This window comes from Mucilaginibacter angelicae, from assembly GCF_042434235.1.
Taxonomy (GTDB): domain Bacteria; phylum Bacteroidota; class Bacteroidia; order Sphingobacteriales; family Sphingobacteriaceae; genus Mucilaginibacter; species Mucilaginibacter angelicae.
The window spans coordinates 20,127-37,072 of record NZ_JBHLTS010000062.1; the positions used below are offsets into that span (position 1 = coordinate 20,127).

The 16,946-nt window shown below is 42.5% G+C and carries 12 protein-coding genes and 1 tRNA gene; 5 read left to right on the forward strand and 8 right to left on the reverse strand.

Features of this window, described 5'->3' with window-relative positions; translation table 11 throughout:
• Positions 1-2: 2 nt before the first annotated feature.
• The 6 genes from ACFFGT_RS20250 to ACFFGT_RS20275 form a co-directional block, all read right to left on the reverse strand.
• On the reverse strand, positions 3-2,486 hold the full coding sequence (locus ACFFGT_RS20250) for a TonB-dependent receptor domain-containing protein (protein WP_377024331.1): 2,484 nt from the start codon (positions 2,484-2,486) through the stop codon (positions 3-5).
• Positions 2,487-2,601: 115 nt separating this feature from the next.
• The gene (locus tag ACFFGT_RS20255) at positions 2,602-5,046 is read right to left on the reverse strand and encodes a TonB-dependent receptor domain-containing protein (protein WP_377024332.1); all 2,445 of its coding nucleotides are present in this window, start codon (positions 5,044-5,046) and stop codon (positions 2,602-2,604) included.
• 104 nt (positions 5,047-5,150) lie between these two features.
• Positions 5,151-5,711 (reverse strand): aminoacyl-tRNA hydrolase, encoded by a 561-nt coding sequence (gene pth / locus ACFFGT_RS20260; protein WP_377024333.1) that lies wholly within the window; start codon positions 5,709-5,711, stop codon positions 5,151-5,153.
• Positions 5,712-5,856: 145 nt separating this feature from the next.
• Positions 5,857-6,441: a 50S ribosomal protein L25/general stress protein Ctc gene (locus ACFFGT_RS20265; protein ID WP_377024334.1), complete on the reverse strand. Its 585-nt coding sequence runs from the start codon at positions 6,439-6,441 to the stop codon at positions 5,857-5,859.
• A 126-nt stretch (positions 6,442-6,567) separates the two neighbouring features.
• Positions 6,568-7,512 carry a ribose-phosphate pyrophosphokinase gene (locus ACFFGT_RS20270; protein ID WP_377024335.1) on the reverse strand — a complete coding sequence of 315 codons (945 nt, stop codon included), beginning with the start codon at positions 7,510-7,512 and terminating at the stop codon, positions 6,568-6,570.
• Positions 7,513-7,672: 160 nt separating this feature from the next.
• A tRNA-Gln gene (locus tag ACFFGT_RS20275) sits at positions 7,673-7,743 on the reverse strand.
• Between the two features lie 214 nt (positions 7,744-7,957).
• Between ACFFGT_RS20275 and ACFFGT_RS20280 the strand changes: the two genes are divergently transcribed.
• A complete protein-coding gene (locus tag ACFFGT_RS20280; protein ID WP_377024336.1) occupies positions 7,958-11,095 on the forward strand; it encodes a glycosyltransferase family 117 protein in 3,138 nt (1,045 codons plus the stop codon).
• Between the two features lie 270 nt (positions 11,096-11,365).
• On the opposite strand, the gene ACFFGT_RS20285 is transcribed toward ACFFGT_RS20280, so the two are convergent.
• Positions 11,366-12,517: a hypothetical protein gene (locus tag ACFFGT_RS20285; protein WP_377024337.1), complete on the reverse strand. Its 1,152-nt coding sequence runs from the start codon at positions 12,515-12,517 to the stop codon at positions 11,366-11,368.
• 110 nt (positions 12,518-12,627) lie between these two features.
• Between ACFFGT_RS20285 and ACFFGT_RS20290 the strand changes: the two genes are divergently transcribed.
• From ACFFGT_RS20290 to ACFFGT_RS20305, 4 genes are all read left to right on the forward strand, one after another.
• Positions 12,628-13,311, forward strand: a complete 684-nt coding sequence (locus ACFFGT_RS20290; protein WP_377024338.1) for a response regulator transcription factor — start codon at positions 12,628-12,630, stop codon at positions 13,309-13,311.
• Complete coding sequence (locus tag ACFFGT_RS20295; protein ID WP_377024339.1) at positions 13,308-14,678, forward strand: HAMP domain-containing sensor histidine kinase; 1,371 nt, start codon at positions 13,308-13,310, stop codon at positions 14,676-14,678. Before ACFFGT_RS20290 ends, ACFFGT_RS20295 begins: the two co-directional genes overlap by 4 nt.
• Before the next feature lie 255 nt (positions 14,679-14,933).
• Complete coding sequence (locus ACFFGT_RS20300) at positions 14,934-15,428, forward strand: hypothetical protein (RefSeq protein ID WP_377024340.1); 495 nt, start codon at positions 14,934-14,936, stop codon at positions 15,426-15,428.
• A gap of 42 nt (positions 15,429-15,470) precedes the next feature.
• On the forward strand, positions 15,471-16,403 hold the full coding sequence (locus tag ACFFGT_RS20305; protein ID WP_377024341.1) for a bestrophin family protein: 933 nt from the start codon (positions 15,471-15,473) through the stop codon (positions 16,401-16,403).
• Positions 16,404-16,446: 43 nt separating this feature from the next.
• Here ACFFGT_RS20305 and ACFFGT_RS20310 read toward each other — a convergent pair whose 3' ends face one another.
• Entirely contained in the window at positions 16,447-16,650 is a 204-nt protein-coding gene (locus tag ACFFGT_RS20310; RefSeq protein ID WP_377024342.1) for a helix-hairpin-helix domain-containing protein, read from the reverse strand.
• Between the last annotated feature and the right edge of the window lie 296 nt (positions 16,651-16,946).

A 16,946-nucleotide genomic window follows, 5' to 3' on the forward strand; every position in this document is an offset into this window, starting at 1 on the left:
AATTATCCATTACCGCCGCCGTTGCTTTTGCCGCCGCCTTTGGTATCGTCATTATTAATGCCGCGCTGGTTCTTTTTAATATCGCCATTCAGCTTGCCAAACTTAAAGTTTAACCTTACCGCAAAGTTGCGGTAGCGGTTATGGTATAACGACTCCTGGTCAAAATCAACCGTGTGGGTGGTTGACCTGAAGGTGCGGTATTGGCTGTACGGATTGTTGGCCACTGCCGATATAGTCAGTTTTTTATTCAGGAACTCTTTCGAGAGTACATAGGAGTTATAAATAAAATTGCTCGATTTTCCCTGCAAGGTAACATCACCGCTAAAGAAACCGGCATCGAGGCCAAGGCGGTAACCGCCATCAAACTTGTAGCCGATATTGGCAAAAGCGTTGCCAGTGTAACCGTCATTTTTATAAAACTGACCGTTATAAGTTCCCTTTAGCCACACATGCGAAATTTGACCGTTGATATTGACCGTAAACTTTTTAGTAATAGAATAATTGGTATTGAGGTTTAAACCAAGTGTACGGTTGCTGCCCAGGTTTTGATAAGTAGTAAAAGTAACCGTGTCTATATGATTGCCCGTGTTGTTTTGAATCAGGCTGGTCACATTTTGGATAGCGTTGTTAGAGAATGCATAGCTCAAACCAACATTAATAGATCCTTTTGAAAAATTGCTATAGTTCAATTCAAAGGTATTGTTCAACTCGGGTTTCAGATCGGGGTTACCTGTATTGATGAACTTAGGGTTCGATTTATCAATAAAAGGGTTTAACTGATAAATGCCTGGCCTTTGAATGCGCTGGGTGAAACCCAAACTAAAGCTGCTGCTTTTCAGCGAACGCTGGATAGATACCGAGGGGATAAGGTTGTTATAACTTTTATCAAGCGGCGTACCTGTAAACACAGCATTTACCTGGGTATGTTCTAAACGTACACCCGCTTTACCTGTCCATTTTTCAAACTTTAACTGGTACGAGTTGTAAGCGCTGTACACATCCTGGTGATAGTCAAACGCGCCAGTTTGGCCTGGGTTTACATTATAAACCGCATTTGGGGCGGTGGTAGTAGAGTCTTTATCCTCGCGCCTGTAATCGCTGAAATTGTTGCGGAGGATCACTTTACCGCCAGCCTCAATACTGATCTTTTTTAATGGGTAAGCATAATCTAACTGGAAGGTATGCTCGCGGTTGCCGGCATTATTATACTGCCTGAAATCGGGCTGAAGGGCGTTATAATAATTAACCCTGTCCGAAAACTGGTTATCCGTAAAGTTCTTGCTTGGTCCGTAGCTGTATTTGTAAGATAAGGTCAACAACTCATCTTTATGCCCTTTAAAACCTAACTGGTAGTTGATTGATGCATCCAATCCCTGATCATGATTATAGCCATTACTCGACAGGCTATAGCCCTGGGTAAGATCGCCAACGGCATTTGTCTGGGCCGATCGTTGTGTACCATCCTGGTCAAATTCGCCATGAAAAAACTCAAATGAACCTGTAAGCAGGTTCAGGGTATCTATCTCATAGCTCATCTCGGCGTTGGCATAGCGGTACTTGCCGCCAAATGAATTATTACCTGTTTGCAGTATACTTGACTCTGGATTGAAAAAAGTTTGTGTTGTTGTTGACGTATTGGTGTTACGTTTCTGGTTACCAAAACCGGCATAGCCCGAAATCCCGAACTTACCCTGCTTGGCCGTAACATTAAGGTTATAGCCCGGGCCCCATACGCTGTTATAACGCATGTTGACACTGCCGTTGTAGCCCTGATCGGCATTCTTTTTAGTAATGATGTTGATGATCCCCGATAAACCTTCGGCATCGTATTTTGCAGGCGGCGTAGTGATCACTTCAATTTTTTCGATGTTGGTGGCAGGCATAGCCTTTAGTACATCTGATGGATTTTTGGCCATCAGTGCCGATTCTTTTCCGTTGATGAGGATCTTGTATTTACCGCTGCCCTTCAGCTTGATGTTATCATCACCATCTACCGATAAAAGAGGCACTTTACGCATCATATCCAATGCTGATATTGCCTTGCTTTCCGGGTCGGCTGTTACGTCATAGCTCAGGCGGTCAACCTCCTGTTTCATTACAGGTTTTACAGCAGTAATGGTTACTTCATTCAATTGTTTGCTTGATGCTGTTACCAGGATGCGCCCTGCATCAAACGAATTACCATTTAGCTTCACAGGGATAACTTTAGTAGCATACCCAACTGATGCTACCACCAGCTGGTATACTTTACCTTCGGGAGCTTTGAGCTCAAAACTGCCATCATCTTTAGCGAGGACACTTTTTACTGGCGTTTTGGTAGCGGCATCCTGCAAGGCAACGGTGCCATATCCCAATGGCTTGTTGGATGCAGAATCGATCACGGTGCCCTTAACCGTTATATTTTGAACAGGAGCCGGTGCTGCAGCCTGGGCCATAGCCATGCCCGTGACAAAACAACATAGCACTGTTAGTAGAAATTGTTTCATAATTGCGATTTTGGTCATAAGACGTTTAAGATACCCGGGTGTGACAGCAAAAAATATGCGTTTAACACTTTTTAACACTTGCCCCAGCCTGGTAACGGATTAGTTACTTAAGTTATTAATTGCGGCTTCCGCTGCTGGTATCATCATTATTAATACCGCGTTGATTTTTCTTTATGCTACTGTTAAGCCTGCCAAATTTGTAGCTCAGGCTCACGTTAATGGTGCGATAAAAGTTGTTGTTGGCAGTATAAGTATCAAAGTCGGGCGTTTTGGTGTAGAAGTCGAGTTTGTTGAATTTTTTAAATGGATTATTTACATTGACTGATAACGTCGCCTTTTCTTTAAACATGGTTTTGGTACCGCTGACAGAGCTGAAGAAATAATAATTATCCTTTCCCTGCAGCAATACATAACGGCTGTCATAACCAATGTTTACACCGGCACGGTACCCGCCATCAAACTTATAACTGGTATAAGTAAAAATGTGCCCCTGGTTACCGCTGTTTTTGTACAGAGAGCCATTATAGTATCCTTTGAGCCAAACAAACAACAATTCAGCATTGATATTTACATTTAGTTTTGGGGTGATAGGGTAATTGATGTTAGCATCAAAGCCCCAGTTTTTGTTAGAGCCCACGTTGTCATAGGTATTGGTGGTTACCCCGGCCGAATCAACCCTGGCCAGGTTTTGAACCGTATTATTAGCAAATGAGTAATTGGTGCTCAGGTTAATAGATCCTTTGGCAAAGTTGCTGTAGCCCAGCTCGAAGTTATTGGTAACTGCTGCTTTCAAATTAGGGTTACCCATATTAACATATTGTGGATTTGTTCTATCTGTAAAAGGGTTTAACTGGTAAATACCCGGGCGTTGGATCCGTTGAGTAAAGCCTAAAGTAAGGCTGCTGCTTTTTAAACTTTTTTGGATAGATACTGACGGTATAAGATTATTATAATCCTGGTGAACAGTGCTGCTTGTAGTTGAAAAATCAGCATTAACCGTAGTATGCTCCAAACGCAGGCCCCCTTTAAAAGCCCATTTGGCAAGCTTTACCGAATACGAGTTATACAAACTGTAAACATCCTGCTTGTATGTAAAATCATTGGTTTGGCTGTCATTGGTTTGGTAAACACCGGGTTGCGTCAATGTATCCGTATGAAAATTACTGTAATTGTTTCTCAAAATAACTTTACCACCGGCTTCAAGCGTTAATATTTTTGCCGGCTGGATATAATCTAACTGAAAGGCATGTTGTTTTGAGCCGGATTTGTTGTACTGTTTGTAATCGGCAGGTGGTGGCGTACCAACTTTATCAGCGCCTGATGTGGCATTATTATTTTGATCGTTATTATTATTGTTGTATTTGTATGATACGGTAAGCAATTGATCTTTATGGTTTTTAAATCCAAGCTGATAGTTCAAGCCCGCGTCGGATCCCTGAAATGTACTGTTGCCCGCATTAAACAAGCGATAAAACTGGGTAACCGCATCAGCACTATCCTTTATACTGGTAACCTGGTTGTTTTGCTGCTCGCCCTTACCATTATAAAAATCAAACAAACCAGTAACCAGGTTCAGCGTATCAATTTCATAGCTTAACTCACCGCTGCCATAAACGTTATTTGCGCCGTTCCCCCTTGTGCCGGTTTGATTAAGTGACGATTTAGGATGATAAAAATTGGTGATATTTTCAAACGACGAGGTTTGCACCGGCCTGTGGTTATACCCGGCATAGCCGCTAAAACCAAGCTTACCCTGCTTAACCGTTAGGTTCACATTAGCACGTTCACCAAAAACATTGTTATAACCGGTGTTGATGCTTACGTTATAGCCCTGGTCGGCATTTTTCTTGGTGATAATGTTAATGATCCCTGCCAAACCCTCTGCGTCATACTTTGCAGGCGGCGTGGTGATCACTTCTATCTTTTCGATATTGGCGGCAGGCATAGATTTCAACACATCCGACGGGTTCTTGGCCATCATGGCCGATTCCTTGCCATTGATCAGGATCTTATAATTATCGTTACCCCTCAATTTGATATTGTCACTGCCATCTACAGATAACAAGGGCACCTTACGGATCATATCCAAAGCGGTGATTGATTTGCTCTCCGGGTCGGCCTGTACGTCATAGCTCAGGCGGTCGACCTCCTGCTTCATCACTGGCCTTACTGCGGTTACGGTAACTTCCTTTAATTGCTTACTCGATGCCGAAAGCAGGATCCTGCCGGCATTAAACGTATTGCCTGTAAGTTTAACGGGAATAGTTTTAGTAGCATAACCTATAAATACAGCTACCAACTGGTAAGTTTTACCTTCAGGCGCTTTCAATTCAAAACTGCCATCGTCTTTAGCCAGCGTACTTTTTACCGGGGTTTTGGTAGCGGCATCCTGTAGGGCAACGGTAACATAACCCATAGGTTTATTTACAACCGAATCAATGATAATACCTTTTACGGTGATATTGGGGACTGCCTGAGCAACTGTAGCAGGAGCTTTTGTTTGAGCAAATAAGAGCGTAGAAAAGTAACAGCAAAGTACCGTTAACAGGATTTGTTTCATAAGGTTATTTAGGTTTACAAGACGTAAGAACATCATGCCGCGTTACAACGCGAATCACGATTTGAACGATCTTTTAACTAATTTATTAGTTTGTAACAGCGTTGTTACTTATTATAGCGGGTCATGGTAAGCTCGGTACCAATGGTTGCAAAACTTTTGATCATTTCTATCGAGCGATCGATCAGGGCCGGAAGTTCAGGTATCTCATCTTTATCAAAACCGCTCAGCACATAATCAACCTGGCGGCCTTTAGGATAGTTATCGCTTACGCCAAAACGCAAACGGGCATAATTATTATGACCAAGGGTAGCTTCAATATTTTTAAGACCATTATGGCCGGCGGCACTGCCTTTAGGTTTAAGGCGAAGCGTACCGAGCGGCAGGGCAATGTCATCTACAATAACCAGCACATTCTCAATAGGGATCTTCAAGTCCTTCATCCAATGGTTAAGGGCTTTACCGCTCAGGTTCATGTAGGTAGTAGGCTTAACCAGGCAAAGTGTGCGGCCTTTGAATGATACTTCGGTATAATAAGCCAGGCGTGAGTTTTGAAACCTCGCTCCCTCCTGCTTAGCCAGCTCATCCAGCACCATAAAACCTATATTATGCCGTGTATCGGCATACTCCGGACCAATATTTCCTAAACCTACTATTAGATATTTCATGCCCCCTGGCCCCCCTAAAGGGGGAATTTGATTAGCTTAATTTTATGCGAAGATATTATTTATTGCTTAAACAAAAACAGCGATAGATTGCTCTATCGCTGTTTTTTGTTTTACCACCTGTTCCCCCTTCAGGGGGTTAGGGGGCTTATTTTTTACCTGAAGCTGCTTCTTGCTCAGCCTGACGTAATGCACGTGAGGTAGTTACAGAAACAATGGTATCTTCTTTAGCGTTGGTGATCACTAAGTTATCTAATTTAATATCAGATACTTTTACTGATTTACCTACTTCAAGAGATTCGATGCTTACTTCAATAGCATCAAGGTGATTTTTAGGAAGCGCTTTGATACGCAGTTTCCTTAATTTCTGAACCAGTTTACCACCTACTTTCACACCTGGAGAAGTACCGGTTAATTTAACAGGGATCTCGATGGTGATCTCTTTTTTCTCATCTAACAATAAAAAGTCAACGTGGATGATCTTTTCAGTTAATGGGTGAAACTGGAGGTCTTTAATGATTGCCTGTGATTTAACACCTGCAATTTCTAAGTCGATGAAATGAACAACCGGAGTGTAAACTACGGCTCTCAAATCAGCTGCGGACACCGAAAAGTGGGTTTGGGTAGCACCACCATACAGAACTGCAGGCACCAGGCCATCATAACGCAGCTCTTTCGCGTCTCTTTTCCCTACGTTCTCTCTTAGAGAACCGCTAATAGCAATTGATTTCATTTGTTTTTATTTATTTTAAGTTCATGGTTAATAGATCATAGTTCATGGTTCTATCTCCCACAAGATTTTTATTCGCTTTCATTTCACGGTTGGCAATTACTATGAACCATCAACCGTGATCTATACCTACTCTACCCTAAACAACTGGCTTATCGAACCGTGTTCGTTTACATTGCTTATGGCTTTTGCAAACAGTTCGGCGGTTGAAAGCACCCTTATTTTAGGGCTGCTGTGTTTAAGCGGTATGGTATCAGTAACTATCAGTTCGGTTAATGCCGAGTTTTCGATAGTTTCATAAGCCTTACCTGATAATACCGGGTGTGTACAAACGGCGCGTACGCTGCGTGCACCACGCTCCATGATCAGTCCGGCTGCTTTTGCAAGGGTACCGGCAGTATCACAAATATCGTCGATCAGTACAATGTCCTGGTCGGTAACATCACCTATCAGCGTCATGGCTTCAATTTCGTTAGCGCGTTTACGGCGTTTATCGCAAATCACCACTTCAGCGTTAAAGAACTTGGCAAAGCTCCGGGCCCTGTATGAACCGCCCATATCAGGCGATGCAATAGTAAGGTGACCTAAACCAAGGCTTTTAATATAAGGCACAAAAATAATGGAAGCATCCAGGTGATCAACCGGAACATCAAAAAATCCCTGGATCTGCGCTGCGTGCAGGTCCATGGTCATGATGCGGTTAATACCGGCTGCTACCAGCAGGTTGGCCACCAGTTTTGCACCAATGGCAACACGTGGTTTATCCTTCCTGTCTTGCCGGGCCAAACCAAAATAAGGGATAACGGCGTTTACATAATGGGCAGATGCACGGCGGGCGGCATCAATCATCATCAGTAACTCCATTAAATTATCAGTAGGCTGGTGGGTTGACTGGATCAGGAAAACATCACATCCCCTTACAGATTCATTAAAATGCGGCTGGTATTCACCGTCGCTAAAACGCGATATCACAACTTCACCTAACTCACGACCGTAAGCATCAGCTATAAGATGCGCAAGCTCCTGTGAGCCGGATCCTGCAAATAATTTAACCGGGTTAAATTGTAAGGGCATTTTTATTTTGGATTTGGGATGTTCGATTCCGGATTGGATATTCTATCCTGTTAAAGATAAAGCATTCCTTTGCACAAACCTCTTAAAACACAATTCGGATTTCAAGTTTTCAAAACGGAATAAATCCGAAATCAAAAATTCGAAATCCGAAATCTTAATGTTGCCCGACCAGGATTCGAACCTAGACAAACGGTACCAAAAACCGTCGTACTACCATTATACTATCAGGCAATCTCCTTTGGTTTGTTTTACTCCCCGAAAAGGAATGCAAATATAAGACGAATATTTGACTCTCAAAATAGAATTTTAAAAAAATTCATTATTAACTCAAACACAGCAAAATAAAATACAAATACGCCCTAAAACCCTGCTTTCGATGGCAACATCACAATAGTTTTATTATTTTCGGCTGCTTTAATCCTGTTTCTTTACATAGCATCCAAACATGAATTACAAAAAACTCAACAATATATTTGGCTGGGTAGCCTTTATCATTGCCACAGTAACCTACATTTTAACCCTTGAGCCATCATCAAGCTTTTGGGATTGCGGCGAATTTATAGCCTGTATTTATCGTTTACAGGTAGCCCACCAACCCGGCGCACCATTGTTTACCATCATTGGCAAAGTGTTCACCCTGCTATCGCTGGGCGATAATACTAAAGTAGCTTACTGGGCCAATATGGCATCGGCACTGGCCAGCGGCGCTACCATCATGTTCCTGTTTTGGACCATTACGGCCCTCGCCAAAAAACTTTTGGTTAAAACACAGGAGCAGCTTAATGTTACTAACCTCATCCTTATTATAGGCTCGGGCCTTGTGGGTGCTTTAGCCTACGCCTGGTCGGATACATTCTGGTTTTCGGCTGTCGAATCGGAAGTTTACGCGCAATCGTCACTTTGTACTGCCGTAGTATTTTGGGCCATATTGAAATGGGATGCCCATGCCGATGAACCTCACGCCGACAGGTGGATTGTTTTTATTGCATATGTAATGGGCCTTTCTATAGGCATCCACTTATTAAACCTGCTGGTGATACCGGCTATTGGCCTGGTGATCTATTTCCGCAGGGTAAAAAATGTTACTGCCCAGGGCACCATTGTAAGCTTTTTAGCAAGTGTTGTGGCATTGGCATTTGTGCTATGGGGAGTTATACAATACACGGTAAAAGGCGCGGCCTTTTCCGATCTGCTTTTTGTGAACACCCTGGGTATGGGTTTCGGCAGCGGGGCCATCGTGTTTTTTGTTTTACTCATCCTTACCATTGTTGCCGGCATTTACTATACCATAAACCCGGTTAAACCGGCTATTATTTTAGCGGCGGCATGCTTTGTTTTAATATTAGGCATAAGCGGCGGCATTATTGGCCTTATAGTAAGTGTAGCCGTTTTAGCCTTGTTGGAGTATGTGGTAAAGATCCGCGAAAAACGCTTTGCGCTCAATAGCTTTTTGATTTGCCTGCTGTTTATCCTGTTTGGTTACAGCTCGTTTGTAATGATTGTTGTACGGGCAAAAGCTAATCCTAACCTCAACAACAGCGACCCTGAAAATGCCTTCGCCCTAAACAGCTACCTTAACCGCGATCAGTATGGCGATACCCCATTATTATACGGTCAGTTTTTTGATTCGGAAGCTACAGCGCAAACCGAAGGCGCTAATATTTACCGCCGCGGTAAAACCAAATATGAAGTTGCCGGTAAAAAACTCAATACAGTTTATGACCGCAATACCTTGTTCCCACGGATGTTTAGCGACAAACCCGGGCACCCGGAGTTTTACCGCGAGTGGACCGGTCTTGGTGAAAGCGAACACCCAAACTTTGGCTCAAACATTAGTTTTTTTGCCAAATGGCAAATCAACCAAATGTATACCCGTTATTTCCTGTGGAACTTTGCAGGCCGGGCCAATGACCTTGACGGCCAGAGTTTAAATTCGGGCGCCGACGGTGAATGGATCAGCGGCTGGAATTTTAACAAGCCCCTGCCCTATTCGGTTACCCAAAGCAAAAGCTATAACCGTCTGTTCTTTTTACCACTTATCATCGGCTTATTTGGCGCAGTGTTTCATTTTGCGCGCAACCAGCGCGAGGCAGGTGTTGTTGCCATCCTGTTTGTTTGTACCGGTTTAGCTATTGTGCTTTACCTTAACCAGGACCCGCTGCAACCCCGTGAACGTGATTATGCCTATGCCGGCTCCTTTTATGCTTTTGCCATATGGATAGGTTTGGGCGTGATAGGCATTGCAGATGTGCTGAGCAAAAAGCTCAATGCAAAGGTAAGCGCTATCATCTCTACCGTGGTTTGTTTATTGGCAGCGCCTTTATTAATGGCCAACCAGGAGTGGGACGATCACGACCGCTCAACTAAACTTACCCCGCATGATATGGCTTATAACTACCTTAACTCATGCGCACCAAACGCTATTTTGTTTACTTATGGCGATAATGACACTTACCCGCTTTGGTACATACAGGAGGTTGAAAACGTACGTCCCGATGTTCGCATCGTAAACCTGAGCCTGCTGGGAACCGACTGGTATATCCGCGGCATGAAAAATAAGATGAACGAATCGGAGCCATTGCCGATCAGCATGTCTAACGATAAGTTTAAACCAGGTGTGCGTGATGTGATCTATTTTAATGATCAGAAAATTCCTGGAGCAACTGAATTGAAAGATGTTTTTGATTTTATTTCATCAGATAAAAAAGAGACCATGGTTGAGTATAATAATGGCGATGTTGCCAATTACCTGCCAACCAATAAATTCAAACTTACAGTTAACGCCGATGAGGTAATTAAAACCGGCACTGTAACAGCAGCCGATAAAGATAAGATAACCCCGGAAATGGATTGGACATTCAGCGGTCGTTATGTTACCAAAGATGTGCTGGCCATGATGGATATCTTATCGCATAACAACTGGAAGCGCCCTATTTATTTTTCGGTTACGGTACCTAACAGCAATATGATAGGTTTGGATAAATACATGTACAATGAAGGTTTTGCTTACCGTTTGCTGCCCTTAAAACCGGATACGGCAGTTGGTCCGCTTGAAGCCAGCAACACAGCTAAAATGTACGAAAACATGATGACCAAATACAAATGGGGCAACATGAAAAACGCCAGCTATCTCGATCATGAATCAATGACCATGTTTTATCCGCTGATCACCAGGCTTTATTCAACCCTGGCCGATGATCTGGCAAAAGCCGGCAAACCTGATTCGGCGCGTAAAGTGCTTAAAAAATATGACGAGGTAATGCCAACAACCATCAACTCGTTGGAGATTGCGGTACGTAAATATTACATGATAGAAAACGCATACCGTTTAAATGATATTCAACTGGGCAATAAACTGGCGGGTCTTGTTGATGATTATGTTAACAACCAGCTCGATTACAGCTATGCCCTGCTGCAAAAAGGCGAAACCAACCTCGAAAACCGCGACCTGCAATATTCAATGCAGATACTGGGCGGATTGGTTGAGTTTAGCAAACAATACAAGCAGCCTCAATTGTTTAACAAGTTCAGTGCGCAGCTGAGCGGATTTGAAAAGAAATTTGGGGTGACGGGGAAGAGGTAAGTTTCCTTTTTGATATTTGAAAATGCCCGCCAAAAGCGGGCATTTTTTGTTTTATCTACTCACCCGAGAGATTGTCGAAGACCGAAAACTGGTCGAAGTTTAGCGATAGCGTAACTTCGTCCTAAAATAGCTCAAGCTTTCAGCTTGAGTGTCCTTATCTAAATAGCATCTGAATTGAGCTTTTCAAACTGAATCACGGAAGCAGAATGCTTCCATGATTTTAGGACGAAGTTACGCTATCGCTAAACTTCGACCAGAGACATTTAATGCTTATTGGCGTTCAGAAACTTCGTTTTGATAATTCTTTATATTATTCAAATAGTGAAGTATATATCTTTTCTTCTTTTTATTGAGCATCATCTTTTTTAATGTTTGATGATAGGTATTTATAAATAAAAGCTCATTATCTTCCAGATAGTAAGACAATATTTGAGGTCTGCTTATTTTAGAGGACTTAAATTGAGCTTCCAGCTTTTTTGTTTGTGCATTCCAAGTGTACTTTACCAATGTAGAATCATTAACTATCGTAGGTCCGGGTTTAGGGTCAGCCACGTAATGATCAAATTCAGTAGTATCCTGAAAACATTGATGATAAACCACTTTCATAATTAAAGGATTAGTACTTTGAATAGTCGATTTCAGCCATATCTCACGTATCCCCCAGGGAGATGGTTGCAACAGGTTCGAATTTTTCAATTCATTTAATACAGGTATTAATTTATCACCATCATATTTGTAAAAGAAATGATTAAGCCACCAAATACCAGAACCATTCTCAAATTCAGATAATTGGTAAACGATAGCTTCTCCGTCTGTATTTTTAAAATACTCTAAATCTTCGTCATACCGGCCATAACCATCTTGCTTGGCAATGATTTTATCTCCTTTAAAGAAATACAGCTCAGAGCCAGAACAATGTCTTACATCGCCAATCCTAATTGCAAACTCATCAAATTTGTTTTTATCCCGGTCAAACGGATAGTAACGTAAATAAACATTTCCTTTTTTTACGGAATCAAGCAAGCCTTTGGCAGTGCAGGTGCTATCAGTTTTTAATTCGCCAAATATCTTTTTTGCAGCATGTACTTCTATCATTTCCACACGTGTAGCGTGCTTTAACAAAGCAATATCAGCTGGTGGTAATTCCCTATTTACAGGTTTTATTAGATTTCTAAAAACAGAATCAGCACCAAAAGCAGCTTTATCAGCAAGCGGCTGTACCGGCAATTTCCCAACGCTATCAAAAAAAGCAATAAGCTGAGGCTCCGTATATTTGATCTCCTTATATTCTTTCGGCTTTACTTTCTGCGTTTTTTTTACAACTTTTTTATCAGGTTTTTTAGTTGTATGGTCACAACCAAACACGGCTAAAACAAGCACAAAACAGGCTAAATTTCTGAAGGTTTTAAAAGGATTAGGCATATTGGATAAGGCATTTATTATTGCATTAATTTACTGATATTCCTGATGAATTGAATTAAAACATCATCGTTATTTATTGTTTATACTATGTGTAATTTATATTTGCCGCAATGAAGATCCTGCTCATAGAAGATGAACCCAAACTGGTATCCATTATCCAGCGCGACCTTACCGCCGAAGGGCACGAATTAAGTGTTGCCCTCGATGGCACAACAGGTTTGGAGATGGCCACCAAAATGGATTTTCAATTGATCATTCTGGATATTATGCTTCCAGGCATCAACGGTATAGAAATTTGCCGCAGGCTACGTCAGGCCAATCAGCAGGCAGCTATATTAATGCTCACCGCCCTGGGTACCACCGAAAATATAGTAGTTGGGCTGGATAGCGGGGCCGACGATTACATGGTTAAACCCTTTAGCCTGGCCGAGCTCAACGCCCGTATCCGAACGCTGGCCCGGCGTAATACCGCGCTTGCACAGCCGTTAAACCTGATCCAGGTTGCCGATTTAGTGATCAATACCGACGAAAAATCAGTTAAAAGGGGTAACAAAACTATTGAGCTTACCGCTACTGAATATCGCCTGCTGGAATTTTTGGTACAAAACAAAAACCATATGCTCAGCCGTATCGAAATACTGGAGCATGTTTGGAACATTGATTTTAACATGGGTACCAACGTAGTTGATGTATATATTAACTACCTGCGCAAAAAGGTGGATAAAGATTTTGAGCCCAAGCTCATCCACACCGTTATTGGCATGGGGTACATTTTTAAAAATAACGCTGCATGACCATTCAAAAAAAAGTTGCACTGCTATTCCTTGCCTTAACGGTATCGGTGATTTTAGTGTTCAGCACGGCTATTTTTTATTTTGTACACCAGTTTACCTTCGACGATTTTTACAAACGGCTGGAAACCCGTGTAAACATCTCCTCGCAGATCCACCACCTTAACGACCGCGACAGCCTGGGCATGTACCGGGAGATACGTCAGCGCTACCTCGAACGCCTTATTGATGAAAAGCAATACATTATTAAACCCGATGTTTATACCAAAGGCAAAACGGTAAAAGGCGTTCCGCGCCAGCTGATAGATAATATCATTACCAACGGAAAATCAAGATTTAAAGCCGCTAATGTATTCTACGCCGGTAATATCTTCCACTTTCCGGAGGGCGACGCTATTATTGTAGTTTCTGCAACCAATCCATCAGGCCTTAGTGAGCTTAATGATCTTGAGCAGGTATTAATTGTCAGTTTCCTGATCTCGATACTCATTGTTTATATCATTGGTCGCCGTTTTTCATACCATACTTTTAAGCCGGTACGCAACATCATCAAAAAAGTAAACACCATTACGGCCAGCAACCTGCATTTACGATTGGAAGATTATAGTGGTAAAGATGAGATAGCCGAACTTACCCAAACGTTTAATAATATGCTCGACAGGCTGGAAACGGCTTTTGAAACCCAGAACAACTTCATCAGCAATGCATCTCACGAGCTGCGTACACCGCTTGCTATCATAAAAGGCGAAGCCGAGCTTGCCCTCAAAAACATCAATGAGCCCGGCACTTCTCACCAAAAAAGCTTAACCGAAATACTGAACGGGGCGCAAAGCCTGCAGGATATTATAACCAGTCTGCTTGGGCTGGCACAAAGCGGGTTCGACGGTAAAAAGCAAAACTGGGAGCTGGTGCGTGCCGATGAGCTGGCCCTGATGGTGAAAGAAGCTGTTGACCATATCATCCCGGCAAATAAGTTAAGCATAGATTTCTCCGCCTTACCCGAAGACCTGGACAGTTTGATAACGCAGGGAAATATCAACCTGCTCAAACTTGCCATCAGTAATATAGCGCTCAATGCCTGCAAATACTCCGAGAATAAACCGGTAGTATTAAAAGTGCTTGCCGAAAACAACAGCATTATTTTCAGTGTAAAAGACCAGGGTATCGGCATCCCGGAGCGTGAGCTGCAGCATATTTTTGAGCCGTTTTTCAGGGCCTCCAACACTGGTAAATATGAAGGCCATGGTGTAGGCCTCCCCCTCGCGCTGAACATTGTACGCCTGCACAAAGGTAACATCGGTATTATCTCCAAACAGGATGAAGGAACCGAGATCAGAGTGATGCTGCCTGTTTATCATGAGGAGAAATAGCACTTTTTGTCATTTCGATAGAGCCGGGATGGGAAAAGCAAAGGGGCGAAAGAGAAATCTTCTGCAAGCAGTCTGAAATAAACAAGGCGTAAAAGATTTCTCCTCACAGCCATCCCTTCATCCACCCCAATGTTCGTCGAAATGACACATCGGAAAAACTCTAATCACATTCTAATCCCGCTCTTAAACCGCTTTAATGCCCGGTGCCGACTATTGTATTAACAAACAACAATGGTTTAACTAAAAAGCACCGCCATGAAAACTACAAACATTCTCATACCATCTGATTTTACATTACCATCGTTAAACATAATCCCTGCTTTAGCAGAGCGTTTTCCGGAACAAAGGTTTAATATTTCGTTTGTGCACTTCCTGCAACTGTCCGATTCAATATCCGATTTGCTGTTGCTGTCGCGCCGCAGCCGGGAGTATAAACTGATCAGCACTGAGTTTTACAACGAGTGTACCGTATTAAAATCACAGTTTGAAGAGCAGATAGAACACATCAACCCTGATTTCTTTTACGGGAACACCGTAGCAGTATTTAAAAATTATCTTGAAGCAAAAGATATTGAGCTGATTGCCTTATTGCAAAATCACACTTACGCTACTCTCACCACCAACAGTTTTGATCCAACTATTTTGATGCAGCGCAGTGGGTACCGCACCATAACCCTGAAACCATGGGTTGCCTCCCAAACAACAGTTGCAGCCGAACTTGAAGCTGAAGCCGAATTATTGCAGGTTTAATGTTTGCGTAAGCATTTATCATTTACACTTAAAAAAACATGTATGCTATTAAAAAAAAATATCCCGGTAAAATATGTAGTGGGTAAAATAAAAAATGAATTGTTACTGGTTGCCGTGTATGCTATTAGCATTGCATTGTTCCACCGCTTTTTCCCGGAGTACCGTATATCCATACCAATTGCTGTACCGGCCATTCTGGCAACCATCATATCATTGCTGCTGGCGTTTCGATCAAACCAGGCTTATGACCGCTGGTGGGAAGCCCGGGGCCTTTGGGGAGCTATAGTAAATGATTCCCGCTCGCTAACGCGTGAATTAACTACCTTTTTAGATGGCGGCGATGCAGCCTGCGAAGAAGTTGAGGGCTTTAAAAAACGATTTGTATACCGGCAAATAGCCTGGTGCTACAGCCTGAGCCAGTCATTACGCGGGCAAAACAGCTATATCCGCAGCATTGACTTTTTAGTTGATGAGGAGGTAAAATTTACCCGCCGGTTTAGCAATATGCCCAACAGCTTACTTAAGCTTCATGGCCTCGATCTGCGCCTGGCTTATAAAAACGGGTGGCTTAATGATTACCAGCAGGTACAGATAGATGGCACGCTTTCCAGGCTTTGTGATGCCATGGGCAAATGCGAGCGGATCAAAAACACGGTATTTCCGGTTACCTACAGTTTATATATCCACTTTTGCCTGTACCTGTTTATTATACTGCTGCCATTTGGCCTCATCGAGTTTTTCGGCATGTTTGAAGTACCGCTGATCATAGCTATAGCAGCAGCATTTTTACTGGTAGAGAAAATGGCCATCCACCTGCAGGACCCTTTTGAAAACAAACCAACAGATACCCCGACAACTGCCATTTCGCAAACCATTGAACGCGACCTGAAGCAGATGCTTAACGATAAACATGAGAGTGAAAAGGCAGCAGTACAACCTGCTACCGCTAAAGCAAACGTATATTATATATTGTAAGCTTTAATATCCCTGTGCGGGAAGGCACAGGGATTTCACTGTTTTATTCTCTGAAGCTTAATCCCTCCTCTTTCATCTTCTCCCTCACTACCGGTACCGAACTTTTGCCAACACCGTGCAAATGCAAAAACTCTTTTTCGGTAAGTTTAGATAATTCAAGCAATGATGTGATACCTGCATTGGCCAGTGCGCGCCTGGCCGGGTTACCCAATTTGCTAAAAGGGCTTTCTGATTCTTCAGTCTTCATAATGAATAGTTTAATTGATGATCAAATTTAACATCAAACTAAGCTTTGTGTGCGGGGCATTTGCGACTATTATGGGGGTAGGATAGAGTAATTATTTCTTTTTTTCTTGCGCTCGTTTGAAGCTGCAGGTTATTGGGAAAATGAAAGCTGCATAGCGAATAAGCAAAAACCATGTCATTGCTGTAAAGGTTAGATAATTCGGTAACAGAATTAGCTTTATATAACTAAGCTAATTTTGTTATGCGAATAAACACCAATGATCTGACGCTAAAGCGAAACTATCTAAGTAAGTATCG

Bases quoted from the DNA above. Each gene is read 5' to 3' on its own strand.
- ACFFGT_RS20265 (WP_377024334.1), bottom strand. From the start codon at position 6,441: ATGAAATCAATTGCTATTAGCGGTTCTCTAAGAGAGAACGTAGGGAAA.
- ACFFGT_RS20285 (WP_377024337.1), bottom strand. From the start codon at position 12,517: ATGCCTAATCCTTTTAAAACCTTCAGAAATTTAGCCTGTTTTGTGCTT.
- ACFFGT_RS20290 (WP_377024338.1), top strand. From the start codon at position 12,628: ATGAAGATCCTGCTCATAGAAGATGAACCCAAACTGGTATCCATTATC.
- ACFFGT_RS20280 (WP_377024336.1), top strand. From the start codon at position 7,958: ATGAATTACAAAAAACTCAACAATATATTTGGCTGGGTAGCCTTTATC.
- ACFFGT_RS20300 (WP_377024340.1), top strand. From the start codon at position 14,934: ATGAAAACTACAAACATTCTCATACCATCTGATTTTACATTACCATCG.
- ACFFGT_RS20250 (WP_377024331.1), bottom strand. From the start codon at position 2,486: ATGAAACAATTTCTACTAACAGTGCTATGTTGTTTTGTCACGGGCATG.
- ACFFGT_RS20270 (WP_377024335.1), bottom strand. From the start codon at position 7,512: ATGCCCTTACAATTTAACCCGGTTAAATTATTTGCAGGATCCGGCTCA.
- ACFFGT_RS20255 (WP_377024332.1), bottom strand. From the start codon at position 5,046: ATGAAACAAATCCTGTTAACGGTACTTTGCTGTTACTTTTCTACGCTC.
- ACFFGT_RS20305 (WP_377024341.1), top strand. From the start codon at position 15,471: ATGCTATTAAAAAAAAATATCCCGGTAAAATATGTAGTGGGTAAAATA.
- pth (WP_377024333.1), bottom strand. From the start codon at position 5,711: ATGAAATATCTAATAGTAGGTTTAGGAAATATTGGTCCGGAGTATGCC.
- ACFFGT_RS20295 (WP_377024339.1), top strand. From the start codon at position 13,308: ATGACCATTCAAAAAAAAGTTGCACTGCTATTCCTTGCCTTAACGGTA.
- ACFFGT_RS20310 (WP_377024342.1), bottom strand. From the start codon at position 16,650: ATGAAGACTGAAGAATCAGAAAGCCCTTTTAGCAAATTGGGTAACCCG.